General features: G+C 68.4%; 12 protein-coding genes and 1 tRNA gene. 6 read left to right on the top strand and 7 right to left on the bottom strand.

The genetic code is table 11. The features are described from left to right. Positions 1–31 precede the first annotated feature (31 nt). From OG272_RS12210 to OG272_RS12200, 3 genes are all read left to right on the top strand, one after another. On the top strand, positions 32–1,468 hold the full coding sequence (locus OG272_RS12210; RefSeq protein WP_326583519.1) for an aminotransferase class V-fold PLP-dependent enzyme: 1,437 nt from the start codon (positions 32–34) through the stop codon (positions 1,466–1,468). Beyond that, entirely contained in the window at positions 1,465–2,901 is a 1,437-nt protein-coding gene (locus OG272_RS12205) for a lysine N(6)-hydroxylase/L-ornithine N(5)-oxygenase family protein (RefSeq protein WP_405893266.1), read from the top strand. Before OG272_RS12210 ends, OG272_RS12205 begins: the two co-directional genes overlap by 4 nt. Positions 2,902–2,965: 64 nt before the next feature. Beyond that, a complete protein-coding gene (locus OG272_RS12200; RefSeq protein WP_327730211.1) occupies positions 2,966–4,129 on the top strand; it encodes a GDSL-type esterase/lipase family protein in 1,164 nt (387 codons plus the stop codon). Between the two features lie 47 nt (positions 4,130–4,176). Here OG272_RS12200 and OG272_RS12195 read toward each other — a convergent pair whose 3' ends face one another. Then, complete coding sequence (locus tag OG272_RS12195; protein ID WP_327730212.1) at positions 4,177–5,985, bottom strand: 5'-nucleotidase C-terminal domain-containing protein; 1,809 nt, start codon at positions 5,983–5,985, stop codon at positions 4,177–4,179. A 194-nt stretch (positions 5,986–6,179) separates the two neighbouring features. Here OG272_RS12195 and OG272_RS12190 point away from each other — a divergent pair, with 194 nt between their 5' ends. After that, positions 6,180–6,899, top strand: a complete 720-nt coding sequence (locus OG272_RS12190; RefSeq protein ID WP_327730213.1) for an SIMPL domain-containing protein — start codon at positions 6,180–6,182, stop codon at positions 6,897–6,899. A gap of 145 nt (positions 6,900–7,044) precedes the next feature. Beyond that, positions 7,045–8,481 (top strand): pyruvate kinase, encoded by a 1,437-nt coding sequence (gene pyk / locus OG272_RS12185; RefSeq protein ID WP_328222780.1) that lies wholly within the window; start codon positions 7,045–7,047, stop codon positions 8,479–8,481. A 4-nt stretch (positions 8,482–8,485) separates the two neighbouring features. On the opposite strand, the gene OG272_RS12180 is transcribed toward pyk, so the two are convergent. Together OG272_RS12180 and OG272_RS12175 are read right to left on the bottom strand one after the other, a co-directional pair. Continuing rightward, positions 8,486–9,274, bottom strand: coding sequence for a helix-turn-helix domain-containing protein (locus OG272_RS12180; protein WP_327730215.1), 789 nt, complete (start codon positions 9,272–9,274; stop codon positions 8,486–8,488). 82 nt (positions 9,275–9,356) lie between these two features. Further along, a tRNA-Leu gene (locus tag OG272_RS12175) sits at positions 9,357–9,440 on the bottom strand. A gap of 95 nt (positions 9,441–9,535) precedes the next feature. Here OG272_RS12175 and OG272_RS12170 point away from each other — a divergent pair. Next, positions 9,536–10,186, top strand: a complete 651-nt coding sequence (locus tag OG272_RS12170) for a response regulator (RefSeq protein WP_326583526.1) — start codon at positions 9,536–9,538, stop codon at positions 10,184–10,186. Positions 10,187–10,286: 100 nt separating this feature from the next. On the opposite strand, the gene OG272_RS12165 is transcribed toward OG272_RS12170, so the two are convergent. Genes OG272_RS12165 through OG272_RS12150 form a run of 4 tightly spaced genes read right to left on the bottom strand, consistent with a single transcriptional unit; the run spans position 10,287 to position 14,679 of the window. Continuing rightward, positions 10,287–11,003: an ABC transporter ATP-binding protein gene (locus OG272_RS12165; RefSeq protein WP_326583527.1), complete on the bottom strand. Its 717-nt coding sequence runs from the start codon at positions 11,001–11,003 to the stop codon at positions 10,287–10,289. Beyond that, positions 11,000–11,911 carry an ABC transporter ATP-binding protein gene (locus OG272_RS12160; protein WP_326583528.1) on the bottom strand — a complete coding sequence of 304 codons (912 nt, stop codon included), beginning with the start codon at positions 11,909–11,911 and terminating at the stop codon, positions 11,000–11,002. Before OG272_RS12160 ends, OG272_RS12165 begins: the two co-directional genes overlap by 4 nt. Positions 11,912–11,914: 3 nt before the next feature. Continuing rightward, positions 11,915–13,741, bottom strand: a complete 1,827-nt coding sequence (locus tag OG272_RS12155) for a branched-chain amino acid ABC transporter permease (protein ID WP_327730216.1) — start codon at positions 13,739–13,741, stop codon at positions 11,915–11,917. Positions 13,742–13,746: 5 nt separating this feature from the next. Beyond that, positions 13,747–14,679 (bottom strand): branched-chain amino acid ABC transporter permease, encoded by a 933-nt coding sequence (locus OG272_RS12150; RefSeq protein ID WP_326583530.1) that lies wholly within the window; start codon positions 14,677–14,679, stop codon positions 13,747–13,749. Positions 14,680–14,764 lie beyond the last annotated feature (85 nt).

Here is a 14,764-nt window from a genome sequence, read left to right as displayed (position 1 = left end):
AAGATGGGATTCCCCGTGCTCGGAGGAATCCATGACCGCCGCACCCCTCGCCTCAGGACCCCAAGGTCCCGGCGCGCTCCGCCCGTTGCTCGACACGGTGCTCGACGCGTTGCGCGAGGGGGCCGAGGCCCGGGGCGGACCCCTCCCCGCCGGTGGCCCGGAGGCCGTCGCGGCCATGATGCGGGACGCGCTCGGTGAGCCACTGCCCGTCGAAGGCGAGCCGGACGCCCTCCAGCGGCTGGTCCGCGCCCTCGCGGCAGGCACCGCCGACCCGGCCGACCCCCTGTGCGCGGCCCACCTCCACACACCGCCCCTGGCCGTGGCGGCCGCGGCGGACCTCGCCGCCTCCGTCCTGAACCCGTCCCTCGACTCCTGGGACCAGGCCCCGGCCGCGTCCGCGCTCGAAGCCCTGGTGACCCGGGCACTGGCACAGGAGGCCGGCGCCGCCGACGCCCTCGTCACCACCGGCGGCACCGAGTCCAACCACCTCGCCGTCCTGCTGGCCAGGGAGGCGCACGCGGGAGTACGCCTCGTCTGCGGGGCCAACGCCCACCACTCCCTCCTCCGCGCCGCCTGGCTCCTCGGCCTCCCCGACCCCGTCGTGATCCCCACCCCGGCCGGCACCCTGGACCCCGCCGCCATGGACGACGCCCTCACCCACCTCCAAGGGCCCCTCCTGGTCGCCGCCACCGCCGGCACCACCGACGCCGGGCTCATCGACCCGCTGCCCGAGATCGCCGACCTGTGCGAGACCCACGGCACCCGGCTCCACATCGACGCGGCCTACGGCGGAGGCCTCCTCTTCAGCGACCGGCACCGAGACCGCCTCGACGGCCTCGCCCGCGCCCACACCGTCACCCTGGACCTGCACAAACTCGGCTGGCAGCCGGTCGCCGCCGGGCTCCTCGCCGTACGGGACGCGCCGGACCTCGCCGCACTGAACCACCGCGCCGACTACCTCAACGCGGACGACGACACCGAGGCCGGCCTGCCCGACCTCCTCGGCCGGTCGCTGCGGACCACCCGACGGCCCGACATCCTCAAGACCGCCGTCACCCTCAAGACCCTGGGCCGCACCGGACTCGGCGGACTCGTCGACCAAGTCTGCGCTCTCGCCCAGGAGTTCGCCACCACCGTCGAGGCACACCCCGGCTTCGAGCTCTACGACCGGCCCACCATCAGCACGGTCCTCTTCCGGCCCGCCCAGGCGTCCGACGACGCCGTGGCCGCCGTACGCCGCCGACTGCTCCACGACGGCCGGGCCGTCATAGGCCGCGCGGTACTCGACGGCCGCCTGTGGCTCAAGGCCACCCTGCTCAACCCCCACGCCCGGCCGGGAGACCTCGCCGCCCTGCTGAAGCTCGTGGAACCCGTGGAACCCGTGGACACAGCAGAAGCCGTGGACACCGCAGAACCCGCAGAACCCGCAAGACCCGCAGAACTCGCCGAAGGACACACCCCCGCATGAGCACGCCCCCACAGCACGACCAGCAGGAACCCGAAGCCCCCCGCGACCTCGTCGGCGTCGGCATCGGACCCGCCAACCTCTCCCTCGCCGCCCTCGCCCACCCCCTCGCCGAACTCGACGCCGTGTTCTACGAACAGCGCCCCGGCTTCGACTGGCACCCGGGACTGCTCATCGAGGGCGCCACGGTCCAAGTACCGTTCCTGGCAGACCTGGTGACACTCGCCGACCCGGTGAACCCCTGGTCGTTCCTGAACTACCTCAGGACCCGCGACCGGCTCTTCCCGTTCTACTTCGCCGAGCGATTCCACATCCAGCGCACCGAGTACGACGCCTACTGCCGCTGGGTCGCCGAGAACCTGCCGGGACTACGGTTCGGCCACCAGGTCGACTCCGTGCGCTGGAACCCCGAACGGGACCTGTTCGAGGTCGACCTCAGCGAACCGGACGGCGACGGAGAGGTCGCGGCACTCGGCCGCACCTACGCCCGGAACATCGTGCTCGGCGTCGGCACCGAACCCCATGTGCCCGAACCCCTCAAGCCGCTCGTCGAGGCAGCCGGCGTGCCCGTCATCCACGCCACGGACTACCTCGGCGAGCGCGACCGTCTCCTGGCGGCCGGACACGTCACCGTCATCGGAGCGGGACAGTCCGGGGCCGAGGTCTTCCTCGACCTGCTCCGGCACCGGCCCGCCGGCCGGGAGCGGCTGCACTGGCTCGGCCGCACGGAGGCGTTCGCGCCCATGGAGTACTCCAAGCTGGGCCTGGAGCACTTCACGCCCGACTACACGCGCTACTTCCACGCCCTCGCCGAACCGACCCGGGACCGGCTCGTCACCGCCCAGTGGCAGCTCCACAAGGGCATCGGCGCCGACACGATCGCCGCCATCCACGACGAGCTGTACCGCCGCACCCTCGACGGCGGCTGGCCCGACGCCGTCCTCACCCCCGGCGTGCACGTCCGCACCGCCGGACGGCTCGCCACCACCAAGGTCGAACTCCACCTCGAACACCTCGAACAGGGCACCCGCTCCCGCCTCACCACCGACGCGGTCGTCCTCGCCACCGGCTACCACGAACGCCCCCTGGACCGCGTGCTCGCCGGCCTCGACCCGTACATGCGGCGCGACAGCCGCGAGCGCCCACGCGTCGACGACAGGTTCCGGATGATCCTCGACCCGTCCATCACCGCCTCCGGCCGCCACGTCTACGTCCAGAACGCCGAACTGCACACCCACGGCGTCGGCGCCCCCGACCTCGGCCTCGCCGCCTGGCGCAGCGCCACCATCCTCAACACCCTCACCGGCAAGGAGCCCTACCCCCTGCCGAGCCGTACCGCCTTCACCACCTTCGGCCTCGAACCCCGGCCGCAGATCCCGCACGCCCGGCAGGCGAAAACCCCCACCCCACTGACCCCGCTCGTCGACATCAGGTAATCGAAAGGCAAAGAAGTAGGGCAGGAGTGGTGACGGCTGCAAGAAAGCTGCCTACCTTTCGGCCATGACCAGCACCCGCGCAGGCACCACCTGGATCGCCGCCCACCGCTCCGCCGTGATCGACCCCCACGAAGCCTTCAAACTCTTCGAGGTCCGAGGCTTCACCGACCAGACCGTACGCCAGACCCTGCGCCCCGCCGGCGGCGGCGAGGCCCTACGCGTCCGCCTCAGCAACCGCTACGGCACGACACCCCTCGACATCGGCGGCGCCCACCTCGCCCGCCGCATCGAAGGCAGCACCATCGACCCCACCACCGACGTCACCCTCCTCTTCGCCGGCGCCGAAACCGTCACCGTCCCACCCGGCGAGGAGATCGTCAGCGACCCCCTCGAAGGCCCCGTCACCGCAGGCGAGGAACTCGCCCTCAGCCTCTACCTCCCCGGCGACACCGGCCTCACCACACACTCCGCGATCCCCTACGACGTCGGCCACGCCGTCCCCGGCGACCAGCTCACCGCCGAATCCCTCGACGAATCCGACGAACTCATCACCGGCCACTTCGTCACCGGCATCGACGTCCTCGCCCCCGAGGACACCCGCATCGCCGTCGCCTTCGGAGACTCCTGGATCGAAGGCATGGCCACCACCCCCGGCACGGGCGGCAGCTTCCCCGCCCAACTCGACCGCCGCCTCACCAGCGGCTGGATCGTCGCCACCGGCATCTCCGGCAACCGACTCCTCACCGACGAGATCGGCGCCCACCTGCTCTCCCGCGCCACGCACGACGTCCTCGACATACCCGGCGCCAGCCACGTCATCATCCACACCGGCCTCAACGACCTCGGCCTGCCCGGCGCCATCGCCTTCCCCGAACCCGCCAAACTCCCCACGGCCGCCGACCTGATCACCGGACTCACCGCCCTCGCCGACCGCCTCCACACCGCCGGACTCACCGTCATCGGCGCCACCATCGGCCCCTACGCCGGCACCGTCTACCCCGGCTACGACACCGACGAAGGCCAAGCCGTACGCGCCGACGTCAACACCTGGCTCCTCGGCGACAGCCACCCCTTCGACGCCGTCATCGACATCGCCGCCGCCGTCGCGGACCCGGACCACCCCACCCGCATCCGCGACGACTACAACAGCGGCGACGGCCTCCACGTCAACGACGCCGGCGCGAAGGCCATCGCCGACGCCGTCGACCTGTCACTCCTGAACCTCTAGAAGACCGCGAGCCCCAGAAGACCGCGAGCCCCAGAAGACCGCGAGCACTAGAAGACCGGCGTACCGTTCCGCGTCAGCCTCCAGTCCACCGACGCGAACGCCGCCGGGTCGATCGACCCCTTCGCCTTCACCCACGCGATCATCGTGTTACGGATCTCGTCCGAGTTCGACCACAGCAGCTGGGCCGCGGCGACATGCGGGAAGTTGCCACCGCCGTTGGCCCGGTAGTTGTTCACCGCGAACACGAACTTCTGGTCGTCCGCCAACGCCGCACCCTCGAACCGCACATTCACGATCCGCGACCCCGCCGGCTTCGCGATGTCGATCTCGTACGACAGACCGCTCACCGCGTCGTAGTTGTAGTCCGGCGTCCCGTTCGCGTTCGTCAGCTTCGCCGGATCGACCACCGCGTCCGCCGCCGTCTGCACGAAGTAGTTCGCCGAGTACTCCAGATACGCCTTCATCTGCGCACCCGTCATCAGACGCGCCTCCAGCGTGTTCTCGAAGACATACAGACCGGCGACATCCCGGATGGTGACGTTCCCCGCCGGAATCACCGCGCTCCGCGAGAACGCCGCCGCCTGCGACAACACCGGCAACGACCCGTACTCACCCGACGCCAGCGCCTGCTTCACCGTGTCGGCCTGGATGTGGTTGATCAGATCGATGATCGCCACATCCTTGTACGGCGCCTCCACCGACGTCATCTCGGCCGCGTTCGTACCGATGATCTGGTTGACGTACGCCACGACCTTCTCGTGCTCGTCACCGAGCATCTTCACGATCTTCGGGTCCTCCTCCACCGTGTTGGAGTTGAGAACCTGCGCCGCGACCTTCTCGACCTTCCAGCAGCCCTTGCCCCACACCAGCTCGAAGTCGAACAGCGTCAGCCGCTGACCCCACTTCAGCGGCTCCGACAACACGACCTGCTTGCCGGTCTCCTTGTTGGTGACGAAGTACTCCGGGATCTCCGTGTGCGCGTGCCCCACGAGAATCGCGTCGATCCCCGGCACCTGCTCGGCGACCAGCCCGGCCGCGTTCTCGATGTACGGCAGCTGATCACCGTACGAAGAGGTACCCGAGGAACCGCTGTGCGCCGACACGATGACGACATCCGCCCCCATCGACCGCAGCTTCGGCACCCACTTGGCGGCCTGCTCCTCCAGCCCCGGGAACGTCATCTTCCCCTGCACGTTCGCCTTGTCCCAGATCGCGATACCCGGGTTGGTCAGACCGAGGACCGCCACCTTCACATCCCGCCCGCACGGCGTACGCAGCCGGTGCATGCTGTACGGCGGAAAAGCGGGACGAAGCGTCTTGGCATCCAGCGCGTTCGCACCCAGCAGCGGGAAACGACACTGCTCCTGGAACTTCCGCAGCACCGGAATCCCGTAGTTGAACTCGTGGTTGCCCAACGCGGCCGCGTCGTAGTCCATCGCGTTCATCGCCTGCGCCATCGGGTGCACCGGACCACCCTTGGCGGTGATCGGGTCCACCTTCGCGTAGTAGTACGACAACTGCGTGCCCTGGATGGTGTCACCCGCGTCGATGAGCAGCGTGTTCCCGCGGCCCTTCTCCTCGCGGATCCGGTTCACCAGCGTGGAGACCTTCGCCAGACCGACGTCGTTGTGCGCCTTGTCGTCGAACTCCTTGTCCGTGAAGTAGTCCCAGTTGAAGACATTGCCGTGCAGGTCCGTCGTCCCCATCACGGTGAACCTGTACCGCTTCGGGGCCTTCTTCCCGCCATCCCGCACCTCGGCCGCCCGGGCACTCGGAGCCACGGCCGTACCGGCGACGGCCACGCCCGCACCGGTCACGGCCGACTTCTTCAGGAACTTCCGGCGGTTCAGGGGCATCTCGGGTACTCCTCGGAGGAACGGACGACATCAACGATCAACGCGCGTAGACAGTGGTGGGCGAAACACAGGACCACATGCGACAACGCGCGTAGATTCTGACCCGTACCGCCCCCACCGCAACAGACCCCACAGGTTTCGATCTGGTGACCTGCGGACCCCCCGACCAGGCCACCGGTGACAGAGTGGGACGTATGACCACCAGTCCAGAGGAAGCCCAGCCCGCCGCCGTCCCCTACGGCACCCCCGACGCGCCCCGCATCGCCGTCCGCGGCGAAGCCCGCCTCGAAGTCGACCCCGAAATAGCCCGCATCGGAGTCACCGTCCTCGCCCGAGGCAAGGACCGGCGCGCCGCCCTCGACGACCTCACCCGCCGCAACACCACCGTCCTCGACCTCGTCAAAACCTACGGCGAAGCAGTCGAACGACTGGAGACCGGCGCCTTCTCCATCACCCCCGAACTCAAGGAGAAGAGCAGAGGCGAAAGGATCCAGGCCTACCACGGCCGCGTCCACATCACCGCCGAACTGACCGACTTCACCGCCCTCGGCGAACTCACCACCCGCCTCGCCGACCTGGACCTCACACGCGTCGACGGCCCCTGGTGGTCCCTCCGCCCCGACTCACCCGCCCACAAACGAGCCCGACAGAAGGCGGTGAAGGAAGCGGTGCAACGCGCCCGGGAATACGCCGAAGCCCTCGGCACCACCCTCGCCGCCCTCGTCGAACTCGCCGACATCGGCGCGGAAGCCCCCCAGCCCGCCCGCCCCGGAGCCCCCGGCGGCCTCATGCGCTCCGCCAGAGCCAAGGGCGCCGACGACACCGACGCCCCGCCCCTCGACCTCGAACCCCAACGCCAACGCGTCTACGCACAGGTCAACGCCCGCTTCACCATGCTGCCACCACGACTGTGACCTGACGCCCGGGTGCTCCGCGCCGCGCCCGGCCGGAGCACCCTTCAACCCTTGTGACCACTTGTCAATTGCCCTTCACACAAAGGCCGTTGAGTAGTCACGCCCCACCAAATCGCTACCGGCGGGTAAGCCATAGGCTCCAACCATGCGCCGAGCAAAGATCGTCTGCACCCTCGGGCCCGCCACCGCCTCGTACGACCAGATCAACGCCCTGGTCGAGGCCGGCATGGACATCGCCCGCTTCAACCTCAGCCACGGCGGCCACGCCGAACACGACGAGCGCTACCAGCACGTCCGCAAGGCCGCCGACGAAACCGGCCACAGCGTCGGCACCCTCGCCGACCTTCAAGGCCCGAAGATCCGCCTCGGCCGCTTCACCGAAGGCCCCGTACTCCTCGAACGCGACGACACCTTCACCATCAGCGTCGAGGACGGCGTGGAGGGCGACAGCGAGGGCTGCGGCACGACCTACAGCGGCCTGGCGGCCGACGTCACCCCCGGCGCACACATCCTCGTCGACGACGGCAAGGTCACCCTGGAAGTCACGGCGGTGGACGGCCCCCTGATCCACACCAGGGTCGTCGAAGGCGGGATGATCTCCGACAACAAAGGGCTGAACCTGCCGGGGGTCGCGGTCTCGGTACCGGCACTGTCGAAGAAGGACGAGGAAGACCTCCGCTGGGCGCTCCGCACGGGCTTCGACATCGTTGCCCTGTCCTTCGTCCGGTCCGGCCGGGACATCGAACGCGTCCACCAGATCATGGACGAGGAAGGCCGCCGACTCCCGGTCATCGCCAAGATCGAGAAACCGCAGGCGGTCGACAACATCGACGAGATCGTCGCGGCCTTCGACGGCATCATGGTCGCGCGCGGCGACCTGGGCGTGGAAATGCCGTTGGAACAGGTCCCCCTGGTCCAGAAACGCGCGGTCAAACTCGCCAAGCGCAACGCCAAGCCGGTCATCGTCGCCACGCAGATGCTCGACTCCATGATCCACAACTCCCGGCCCACGAGGGCGGAGGCCAGCGACGTCGCCAACGCGGTCCTCGACGGCACGGACGCGGTGATGCTGTCCGGCGAGACGAGCGTGGGCAAGTACGCGGTGGAGACGGTCCGCACGATGAGCCGCATCGTCGCGGCGGCGGAGGAGGACATGCTGGAGAAGGGCCTCCCACCCCTCACCGAGCACAACAAACCCCGCACCCAGGGCGGCGCCATGGCCCGCGCGGCAGCCGAGATCGGCGACTTCCTCGACGCCAGGTTCCTGGTCGCCTTCACCCAGTCCGGCGACACGGCCCGCCGCCTCTCCCGCTACCGCTCACCCATCCCGCTCCTGGCCTTCACCCCGGACCCGGCGACGCGCTCACAGCTGAGCCTCACGTGGGGCGTGGAGACCTTCCTCGGCCCGAGCGTCGACTCGACGGACGCGATGGTCGACCAGGTGGACGAACTGCTGCTCAAGTACGGCCGCTGCAACAAGGGCGACGTGGTGGTGATCACGGCGGGCTCACCGCCGGGCGTCGCGGGCTTCACGAACATGGTCCGCGTGCATCACATCGGGGAGGACGAGAGCCCGAAGTAGGGGGTCAGTACTTCGCGCCTACGTGGGTGTCGAGGAGGGCGACGGAGGCCTTCCTGGCGACGGAGATGTTGTACGGGTTGCCGTCGCGGGTGCAGCGCGTCCACTCGACGCCGAGCTTGTCGAGAGTGTCGGTGTAGAGCTGCCGGATGTCGTCGGACTTGTTGGTGAAGAAGTACCGCGGGTACTCGTAGCGCTTGGTCACACCGGCAACGAGGCGGGTCGTCCAGTTGGTGATGCGGCAGCCGTCGGAGTGGATGAGGCCGCGGATGAAGTCCCAGGGGTGGGCGTCGACGATTTCCTGCTGCCAGGGGGTGAGGGCGATGGTGCGGTTGTGTTTCATGCCGGGGCCGTGCTGAGGGAAGAGGCACCAGAGGTGCTTGGAGTACAGCTTCACCTCTCGGCATCCCTTTCGGCGGACTCTGCAGACCGAGTTTCCGGGGAACACCGCTCGCATGGCCTTCTCGCACTCGTCCATGAGCCCGGGGTGCGTCTCGGCACAGGTGATGGACAGGCTGGGTACTCGCATGGCGCGGTTTTGGATGATGTGACCGTCGCCGAGGTAGAGCCCGAGCAGGTAGCTGTACGCCGACTCATCGAGTTCCCGTTCGTCGCAACGGGGGCAGGGCGGGCTGTGGCGCCCGGGGCACTCGCCGCGCTTTGCCCGGTCGAGATGCTTCCAATACCCGACTGTCCCCAGCGGCACGTTGAGCCTGCGGGCCACGTCCGCGTTCTTCGTGCCACCGCGCAGCAGGGTGAGGGCCTTCTGTCGCACCTCAGTGCCATGGAAGTTCATGCGGCCACTCTGTGTGACTGATCGCGACCGTGTGCAGCAAAAAGCGGATGTTCACGAGAACGTGGACATCCGCTTTCCTAGGTGCCGGGTACGGGACTCGAACCCGTATGTCCTTTCGGACAGATGTGTTTGAGACATCCGCGTAAGCCTATTCCGCCAACCCGGCTGGGCGACCCGAGAGGAGTGTACCGGTTCACTGGAGTCGCCCGCAGCTAGGTACCCTCTTGTCAGCAGTACCCCTGCCCCGAACGAGGAGCCCACGTGACCGCCCCCGAGTCGCCCCAGCCCGTCGACGACGACGACAAGTCCCACGTGCCTCCGCTGACGACCCGTGTCGTCATCGCCGAGGACGAGGCGCTGATCCGCCTCGATCTGAAGGAGATGCTCGAGGAGGAGGGCTACTCCGTCGTGGGCGAGGCCGGCGACGGTGAGCAGGCCGTCGAGCTGGCCCGGGAGCACCGGCCGGACCTCGTGATCCTTGACGTGAAGATGCCCAAGATGGACGGCATCTCGGCGGCGGAGAAGATCGCCGAGGAGCGCATCGCGCCCGTGTTGATGCTGACCGCTTTCTCGCAGCGTGACCTGGTCGAGCGGGCCCGGGACGCCGGTGCGATGGCGTATCTGGTGAAGCCGTTCAGTAAGAGTGATGTCGTGCCGGCGATCGAGATGGCCGTGTCGCGGTTCACGGAGTTGAAGGAGTTGGAGAAGGAGGTCGCCGACCTCACGCTCCGGCTGGAGACGCGCAAGCTCGTGGACCGTGCGAAGTCGATTCTGCAGACGGAGTACGGGTTGACGGAGCCGGCCGCGTTCCGGTGGATCCAGAAGACGTCGATGGACCGTCGGATGTCGATGCAGCAGGTGGCCGAGGCCGTCATTCAGGACGCCGACGAGAAGAAGTCCGCCAAGGGCTGACCACTCCACCCCCGGACGTAGACGTACGACGAGGCCCGCGCCCCCCACCTGAAAGGGGGCGCGGGCCTCGTCGTGTTCGGCGTGACGTGGGTCCTCGGTGTCAGTCCTCGCCGAGGTACGCCTTGCGGACCGACTCGTCGTGCAGCAGGTCGGAGCCCGTGCCCGAGAGGACGATCTTGCCGATTTCCATGACGTGGCCCTGGTCGGCGAGTGAGAGCGCGGCCTGCGCGTTCTGCTCGACGAGGAGGATCGTGGTGCCCTGGGACTTCAGTTCGGCGATGGTGGCCATGATCTTCTGCATCATGATGGGGGAGAGGCCCATGGAGGGCTCGTCCAGCATGAGCAGTTTCGGCTGGGACATGAGTGCCCGGCCCATGGCGAGCATCTGCTGTTCACCGCCGGACAGGGTGCCCGCGGCCTGCTTGCGGCGTTCTCCCAGGATGGGGAAGAGGTCGTAGGCGCGCTGGATGTCGGTCTCGATGCCGGGCTTGTCGTTGCGCAGGAAGGCGCCGAGGCGGAGGTTGTCCTCGATGGTCATGCGCGGGAAGATGTGCCGCCCCTCGGGGGAGTGGGCGAGTCCGAGCGCGACGATGTCGTGCGCGGGGGTCTTCTTGAGCGACTTGCCGTTGAACTTGACCTGGCCGCCGACCGGCTTGAGCAGTCCCGAGAGGGTGCGCAGGGTGGTGGTCTTGCCGGCGCCGTTGGTGCCGATGAGGGTGACGACCTCGCCGGCGTCGACCTTGAAGGAGATGCCCTTGACGGCTTCGATCTTGCCGTAGGCGACCCGGAGGTCCTCTACTTCGAGCAGTGCGGTCATCGGTCGTTCTCCTTGCCGGGCGCGGCGTCCTTCGTGGGCTCGGCGTTGGCTTCGGCGGCCTCGACTTCGGCGACCTCGTCCTGGCCGGGTGCGTCTTCGAAGGGTTCGCCGAGGTAGGCGGCGACGACGCGTTCGTCGCCCTGCACGGTGGCGCTGTCGCCTTCGACGAGTTTTTCGCCTTGGACGAGGACGGCGACGCGGTCGCAGAGGTTGAAGATGAACCGCATGTCGTGCTCGATGACGAGGACGGCGATGCCCTTGTCGCGGATGGCGAAGACCAGTTCTTCGGTCGTTCGCGTCTCCTGGGGGTTCATGCCGGCGGTGGGCTCGTCGAGGAGGAGCAGGCCGGGTTCGCTCGCCAAGGCTCGCGCGATCTCCAGCTTGCGCTGTTCGCCGTAGGGCAGGTTCCGGGCGAGGTGTTCGGCCTTGGCGTCGAGGCCGACGAACTCCAGGAGTTCCATGGCGCGTTCGCGTGAGGCGGCTTCGGCCTTGTGGAAGCCGGGGCCGCGCAGGAGGGCGGACCAGAGGCCTTCCTTGGTGCGGGTGTGGCGTCCGACGAGGACGTTTTCCAGGACCGTCATGTTGGCGAACAGGCGGATGTTCTGGAAGGTGCGGGCGATGCCGGCCGCGGTGACCTTGAAGGACTTGGGCGGCAGGACCTGGCCCTTGTAGCGGACTTCGCCCTCGGTGGGGATGTAGAGGCCGGTGAGGCAGTTGAAGAAGGTCGTCTTGCCGGCGCCGTTGGGGCCGATGAGTCCGACGATCTCGCCGCTGTTGACGGTGAGGTTGACGTTGCGTACGGCGGTGAGGCCGCCGAATCGCATGGTGACGCCGCGGGCGTCGAGGACGGTCTCGCCGGGTGCGTTGGCGCCGGGTGCGGTGTCCTTGGTGGTGGTGTCGGTGGTCATGGGTCAGGCCCCTGCCTTGCTGAGGACTGTGGGTGCTTCGGCGTCTTCGTGGAATTCGAGCTGGCGGCGCCGGTTGGGGATGAGGCCTTCCGGGCGGAAGCGCATGAGCAGCACGAGTGCGAGGCCGAAGGCGAAGAGCTGGTAGTCGCCGAGGAACTGGAGCTTGGCGGGGATGAGGTAGAGCAGTGCGGCGCCGACGAGGGGTCCGCTGATGGTGCCCATGCCGCCGAGTACGACTGCCGCCAGGAGGAATGCCGAGTTCGGTGGGACCACGTGGGCGAACTGGTACTGCTCGGGTGTCACGGTGTAGGTGACGTGTGCCTGGACCGTGCCGGCGAGGCCGGCGAGGGCGGCGCCGAGGGCGAAGGCGATGAGCTTGACCCGGAAGCCGTTGATGCCCATGGCGAGTGCGGCCGTCTCGTCCTCGCGGATGGCGATCCAGGCGCGGCCGATGCGGGAGTCGCTGCTGCGTCGGAAGACCACCACGACGATGAGCGTGATGAGGAGCATCAGGAAGAAGTAGTTGGCGAATCGGGCGATGGTGAACCCGGCGATGGTGTGCTCTTGGCCGAAGTCGAAGCCGAAGATGTTGAGGTTCGGGATCGAGGAGATGCCGTTGGAGCCGTTGGTGATGTCGGGTCCGGAGGTGCCGTCCATGTTGAGGACGGCGAGTCGGAAGATCTCACCGAAGCCGAGGGTGACGATGGCGAGGTAGTCGCCGCGCAGTCGGAGGGTGGGTGCGCCGATGATGACGCCGAAGATCATGGCGACGACGGCGCCGAGGATGGCGGAGGCCCAGAACGGCAGGTGGATGTCGAAGGGTGAGGAGGGGGAGCCGGAGACCATGGCCGCGGTGTAGGCGCCGACGCCGAGGAAGGCGACGTATCCGAGGTCGAGGAGGCCGGCGAGGCCGACGACGATGTTGAGGCCGAGGGCGACGGTGGCGAAGATCAGGATGTAGACGCCGATGGTCGCGTACTGGTCGTCGGACTGGGTGAAGGGGAATGCTGCGGCCGCGGTGAAGGCGCCGGCCATGGTGACGGTGCGGTGCTTGGAGGTGACCGCGGAGACTCGGCCGACCAGGCCTGATTTGGCGAGGGCGCCGAAGCCGAAGCCGGCGGTGATGAGGAAGCCGACGAAGAGTTCGTCGTATTCGGTGCCGATGCCGTAGGTGAAGACGAGCAGGCCGACGGCCATGGCCGCGACGATGATCAGGATCTCGACGTAGGCGGGCAGCTTCGGGGCCGGGGTGGGTGTGCCGGTGGCGAAGGCCGACTTGATGAGGGCGCGGATCTGGCGTCCGACGCGGGCGATCCGTTCCTGCGGGGTGTCTTCGGGGTCGGGGGTCTCGGCCTCGGGGTGCTCGAAGGGCAGGGAGAGCGCGCCGAGCAGGGCGACGAGGGTGGTGACGGCCACGAGGTAGCCGCCGGGTTCGAGGTTGACGACTCCGCCGAGCTGGACGGTGATCGCGATGATCGTGTACCAGGCGGTGGCGAAGGTGCCGAGCGCGGCGAGGCTGATGGCGCTGTCGGCGCCGGCGGGGACGAGCCAGCGCAGGCCCTTGACGCCGTAGGAGGCGAGGCCGAAGAGGGTGGTGAGGGCGCCGCCGATGAGGACGAGGACCTGGAGGCCGCCGGGGTAGCCGTAGACGGTGAGGTTGCCGGGGAAGGCGGCTGTCCAGGTCCAGGCGAGGAAGGCGGAGATCACGGTGAGGGCGCCGCCGCCGGTGGCGAGTGCGCGGCCGATGTTCTCCGGGATGCCGACGAGGCCCCTGGGGGTGCTGTCGTTCTTGGCGGTGGGTGCGGGGGATGCGGTCGTGTGTGTGGTCATCGGTGTCACGCCCTGTCCGCCACGCGCTCACCGAGCAGACCCTGTGGCCTGACCAGGAGTACGAGGATGAGGAGTACGAACGCCCAGACGTTGGCCCAGGACTGGCTGCCGAACTGCTCCATGCCGGGGATGTCGGCGATGTAGGCGGTGGAGAGGGCTTCGGCGAGGCCGAGGACGACGCCGCCGAGCATGGCGCCGTAGATGTTGCCGATGCCGCCGAGGACGGCTGCGGTGAAGGCCTTGAGGCCGAGGATGAAGCCCATGCGGAACTGGACCTGGCCGTACTTGAGGCCGTAGGCGACGGCTCCGACGGCGGCGAATGCGGCGCCGAGGGCGAAGGCGACCACGATGATGCGGTCGGTGTTGATGCCCATGAGTTTGGCGGTGTCGGGGTCCTGCGCGGTGGCCTGCATGCCGCGGCCGGTGCGGGTCTTCATGACGAAGTAGGCGAGGACCGCCATGCTGATGGGGGCGGCGACGAGCAGGAAGATGTCACCGGTCTGGATGGTGACGTTGCCGATCTCGAAGGGGCCGCCCTCGATCTGCGGGAAGTTGATGGATTCCTTGGCGTCCGGGTACCAGGCCCATACGGCCTGCTGGAGGGCCAGGGAGAGGCCGATGGCGGTGATGAGGGGGGCGAGGCGGGGTGCGGTGCGCAGGGGCCGGTAGGCCAGGCGTTCCGCTCCCACGGCGGCGAGTACGGCGACGATGATGCCTCCGACGAGCATCAGCGGGAGTGCGGCCCACATGCTCGTGCCGTCGGGCAGCACGTAGAGGTAGACCGTGATGGCGCCGAAGCCGCCCAGCATGAAGATTTCACCGTGGGCGAAGTTGATGAGCTGGACGATGCCATAGACCATCGTGTAGCCGATGGCGACCAGCCCGTACATGGATCCTAGTAGCAGGCCGTTGACCAGCTGCTGCGGCAGTTCGTTCACCGCATGTCCTCCGAGACTTTCGGATATTCGACGAATGTGACCGGATGCGAGTCCGCGCGGGGCGCTGTGGTGCAGCGCCCCGCGC

The sequence above is a fragment of the Streptomyces sp. NBC_00104 genome (assembly GCF_045160825.1).
Classification (GTDB): domain Bacteria; phylum Actinomycetota; class Actinomycetes; order Streptomycetales; family Streptomycetaceae; genus Streptomyces.
The sequence above is the reverse complement of the archived record's forward strand: the minus strand, read 5'-3'. Positions and strand labels throughout refer to the sequence as shown.

Bases quoted from the DNA above. Each gene is read 5' to 3' on its own strand.
- OG272_RS12210 (WP_326583519.1), top strand. From the start codon at position 32: ATGACCGCCGCACCCCTCGCCTCAGGACCCCAAGGTCCCGGCGCGCTC.
- OG272_RS12205 (WP_405893266.1), top strand. From the start codon at position 1,465: ATGAGCACGCCCCCACAGCACGACCAGCAGGAACCCGAAGCCCCCCGC.
- OG272_RS12200 (WP_327730211.1), top strand. From the start codon at position 2,966: ATGACCAGCACCCGCGCAGGCACCACCTGGATCGCCGCCCACCGCTCC.
- OG272_RS12195 (WP_327730212.1), bottom strand. From the start codon at position 5,985: ATGCCCCTGAACCGCCGGAAGTTCCTGAAGAAGTCGGCCGTGACCGGT.
- OG272_RS12190 (WP_327730213.1), top strand. From the start codon at position 6,180: ATGACCACCAGTCCAGAGGAAGCCCAGCCCGCCGCCGTCCCCTACGGC.
- pyk (WP_328222780.1), top strand. From the start codon at position 7,045: ATGCGCCGAGCAAAGATCGTCTGCACCCTCGGGCCCGCCACCGCCTCG.
- OG272_RS12180 (WP_327730215.1), bottom strand. From the start codon at position 9,274: ATGAACTTCCATGGCACTGAGGTGCGACAGAAGGCCCTCACCCTGCTG.
- OG272_RS12165 (WP_326583527.1), bottom strand. From the start codon at position 11,003: ATGACCGCACTGCTCGAAGTAGAGGACCTCCGGGTCGCCTACGGCAAG.
- OG272_RS12160 (WP_326583528.1), bottom strand. From the start codon at position 11,911: ATGACCACCGACACCACCACCAAGGACACCGCACCCGGCGCCAACGCA.
- OG272_RS12155 (WP_327730216.1), bottom strand. From the start codon at position 13,741: ATGACCACACACACGACCGCATCCCCCGCACCCACCGCCAAGAACGAC.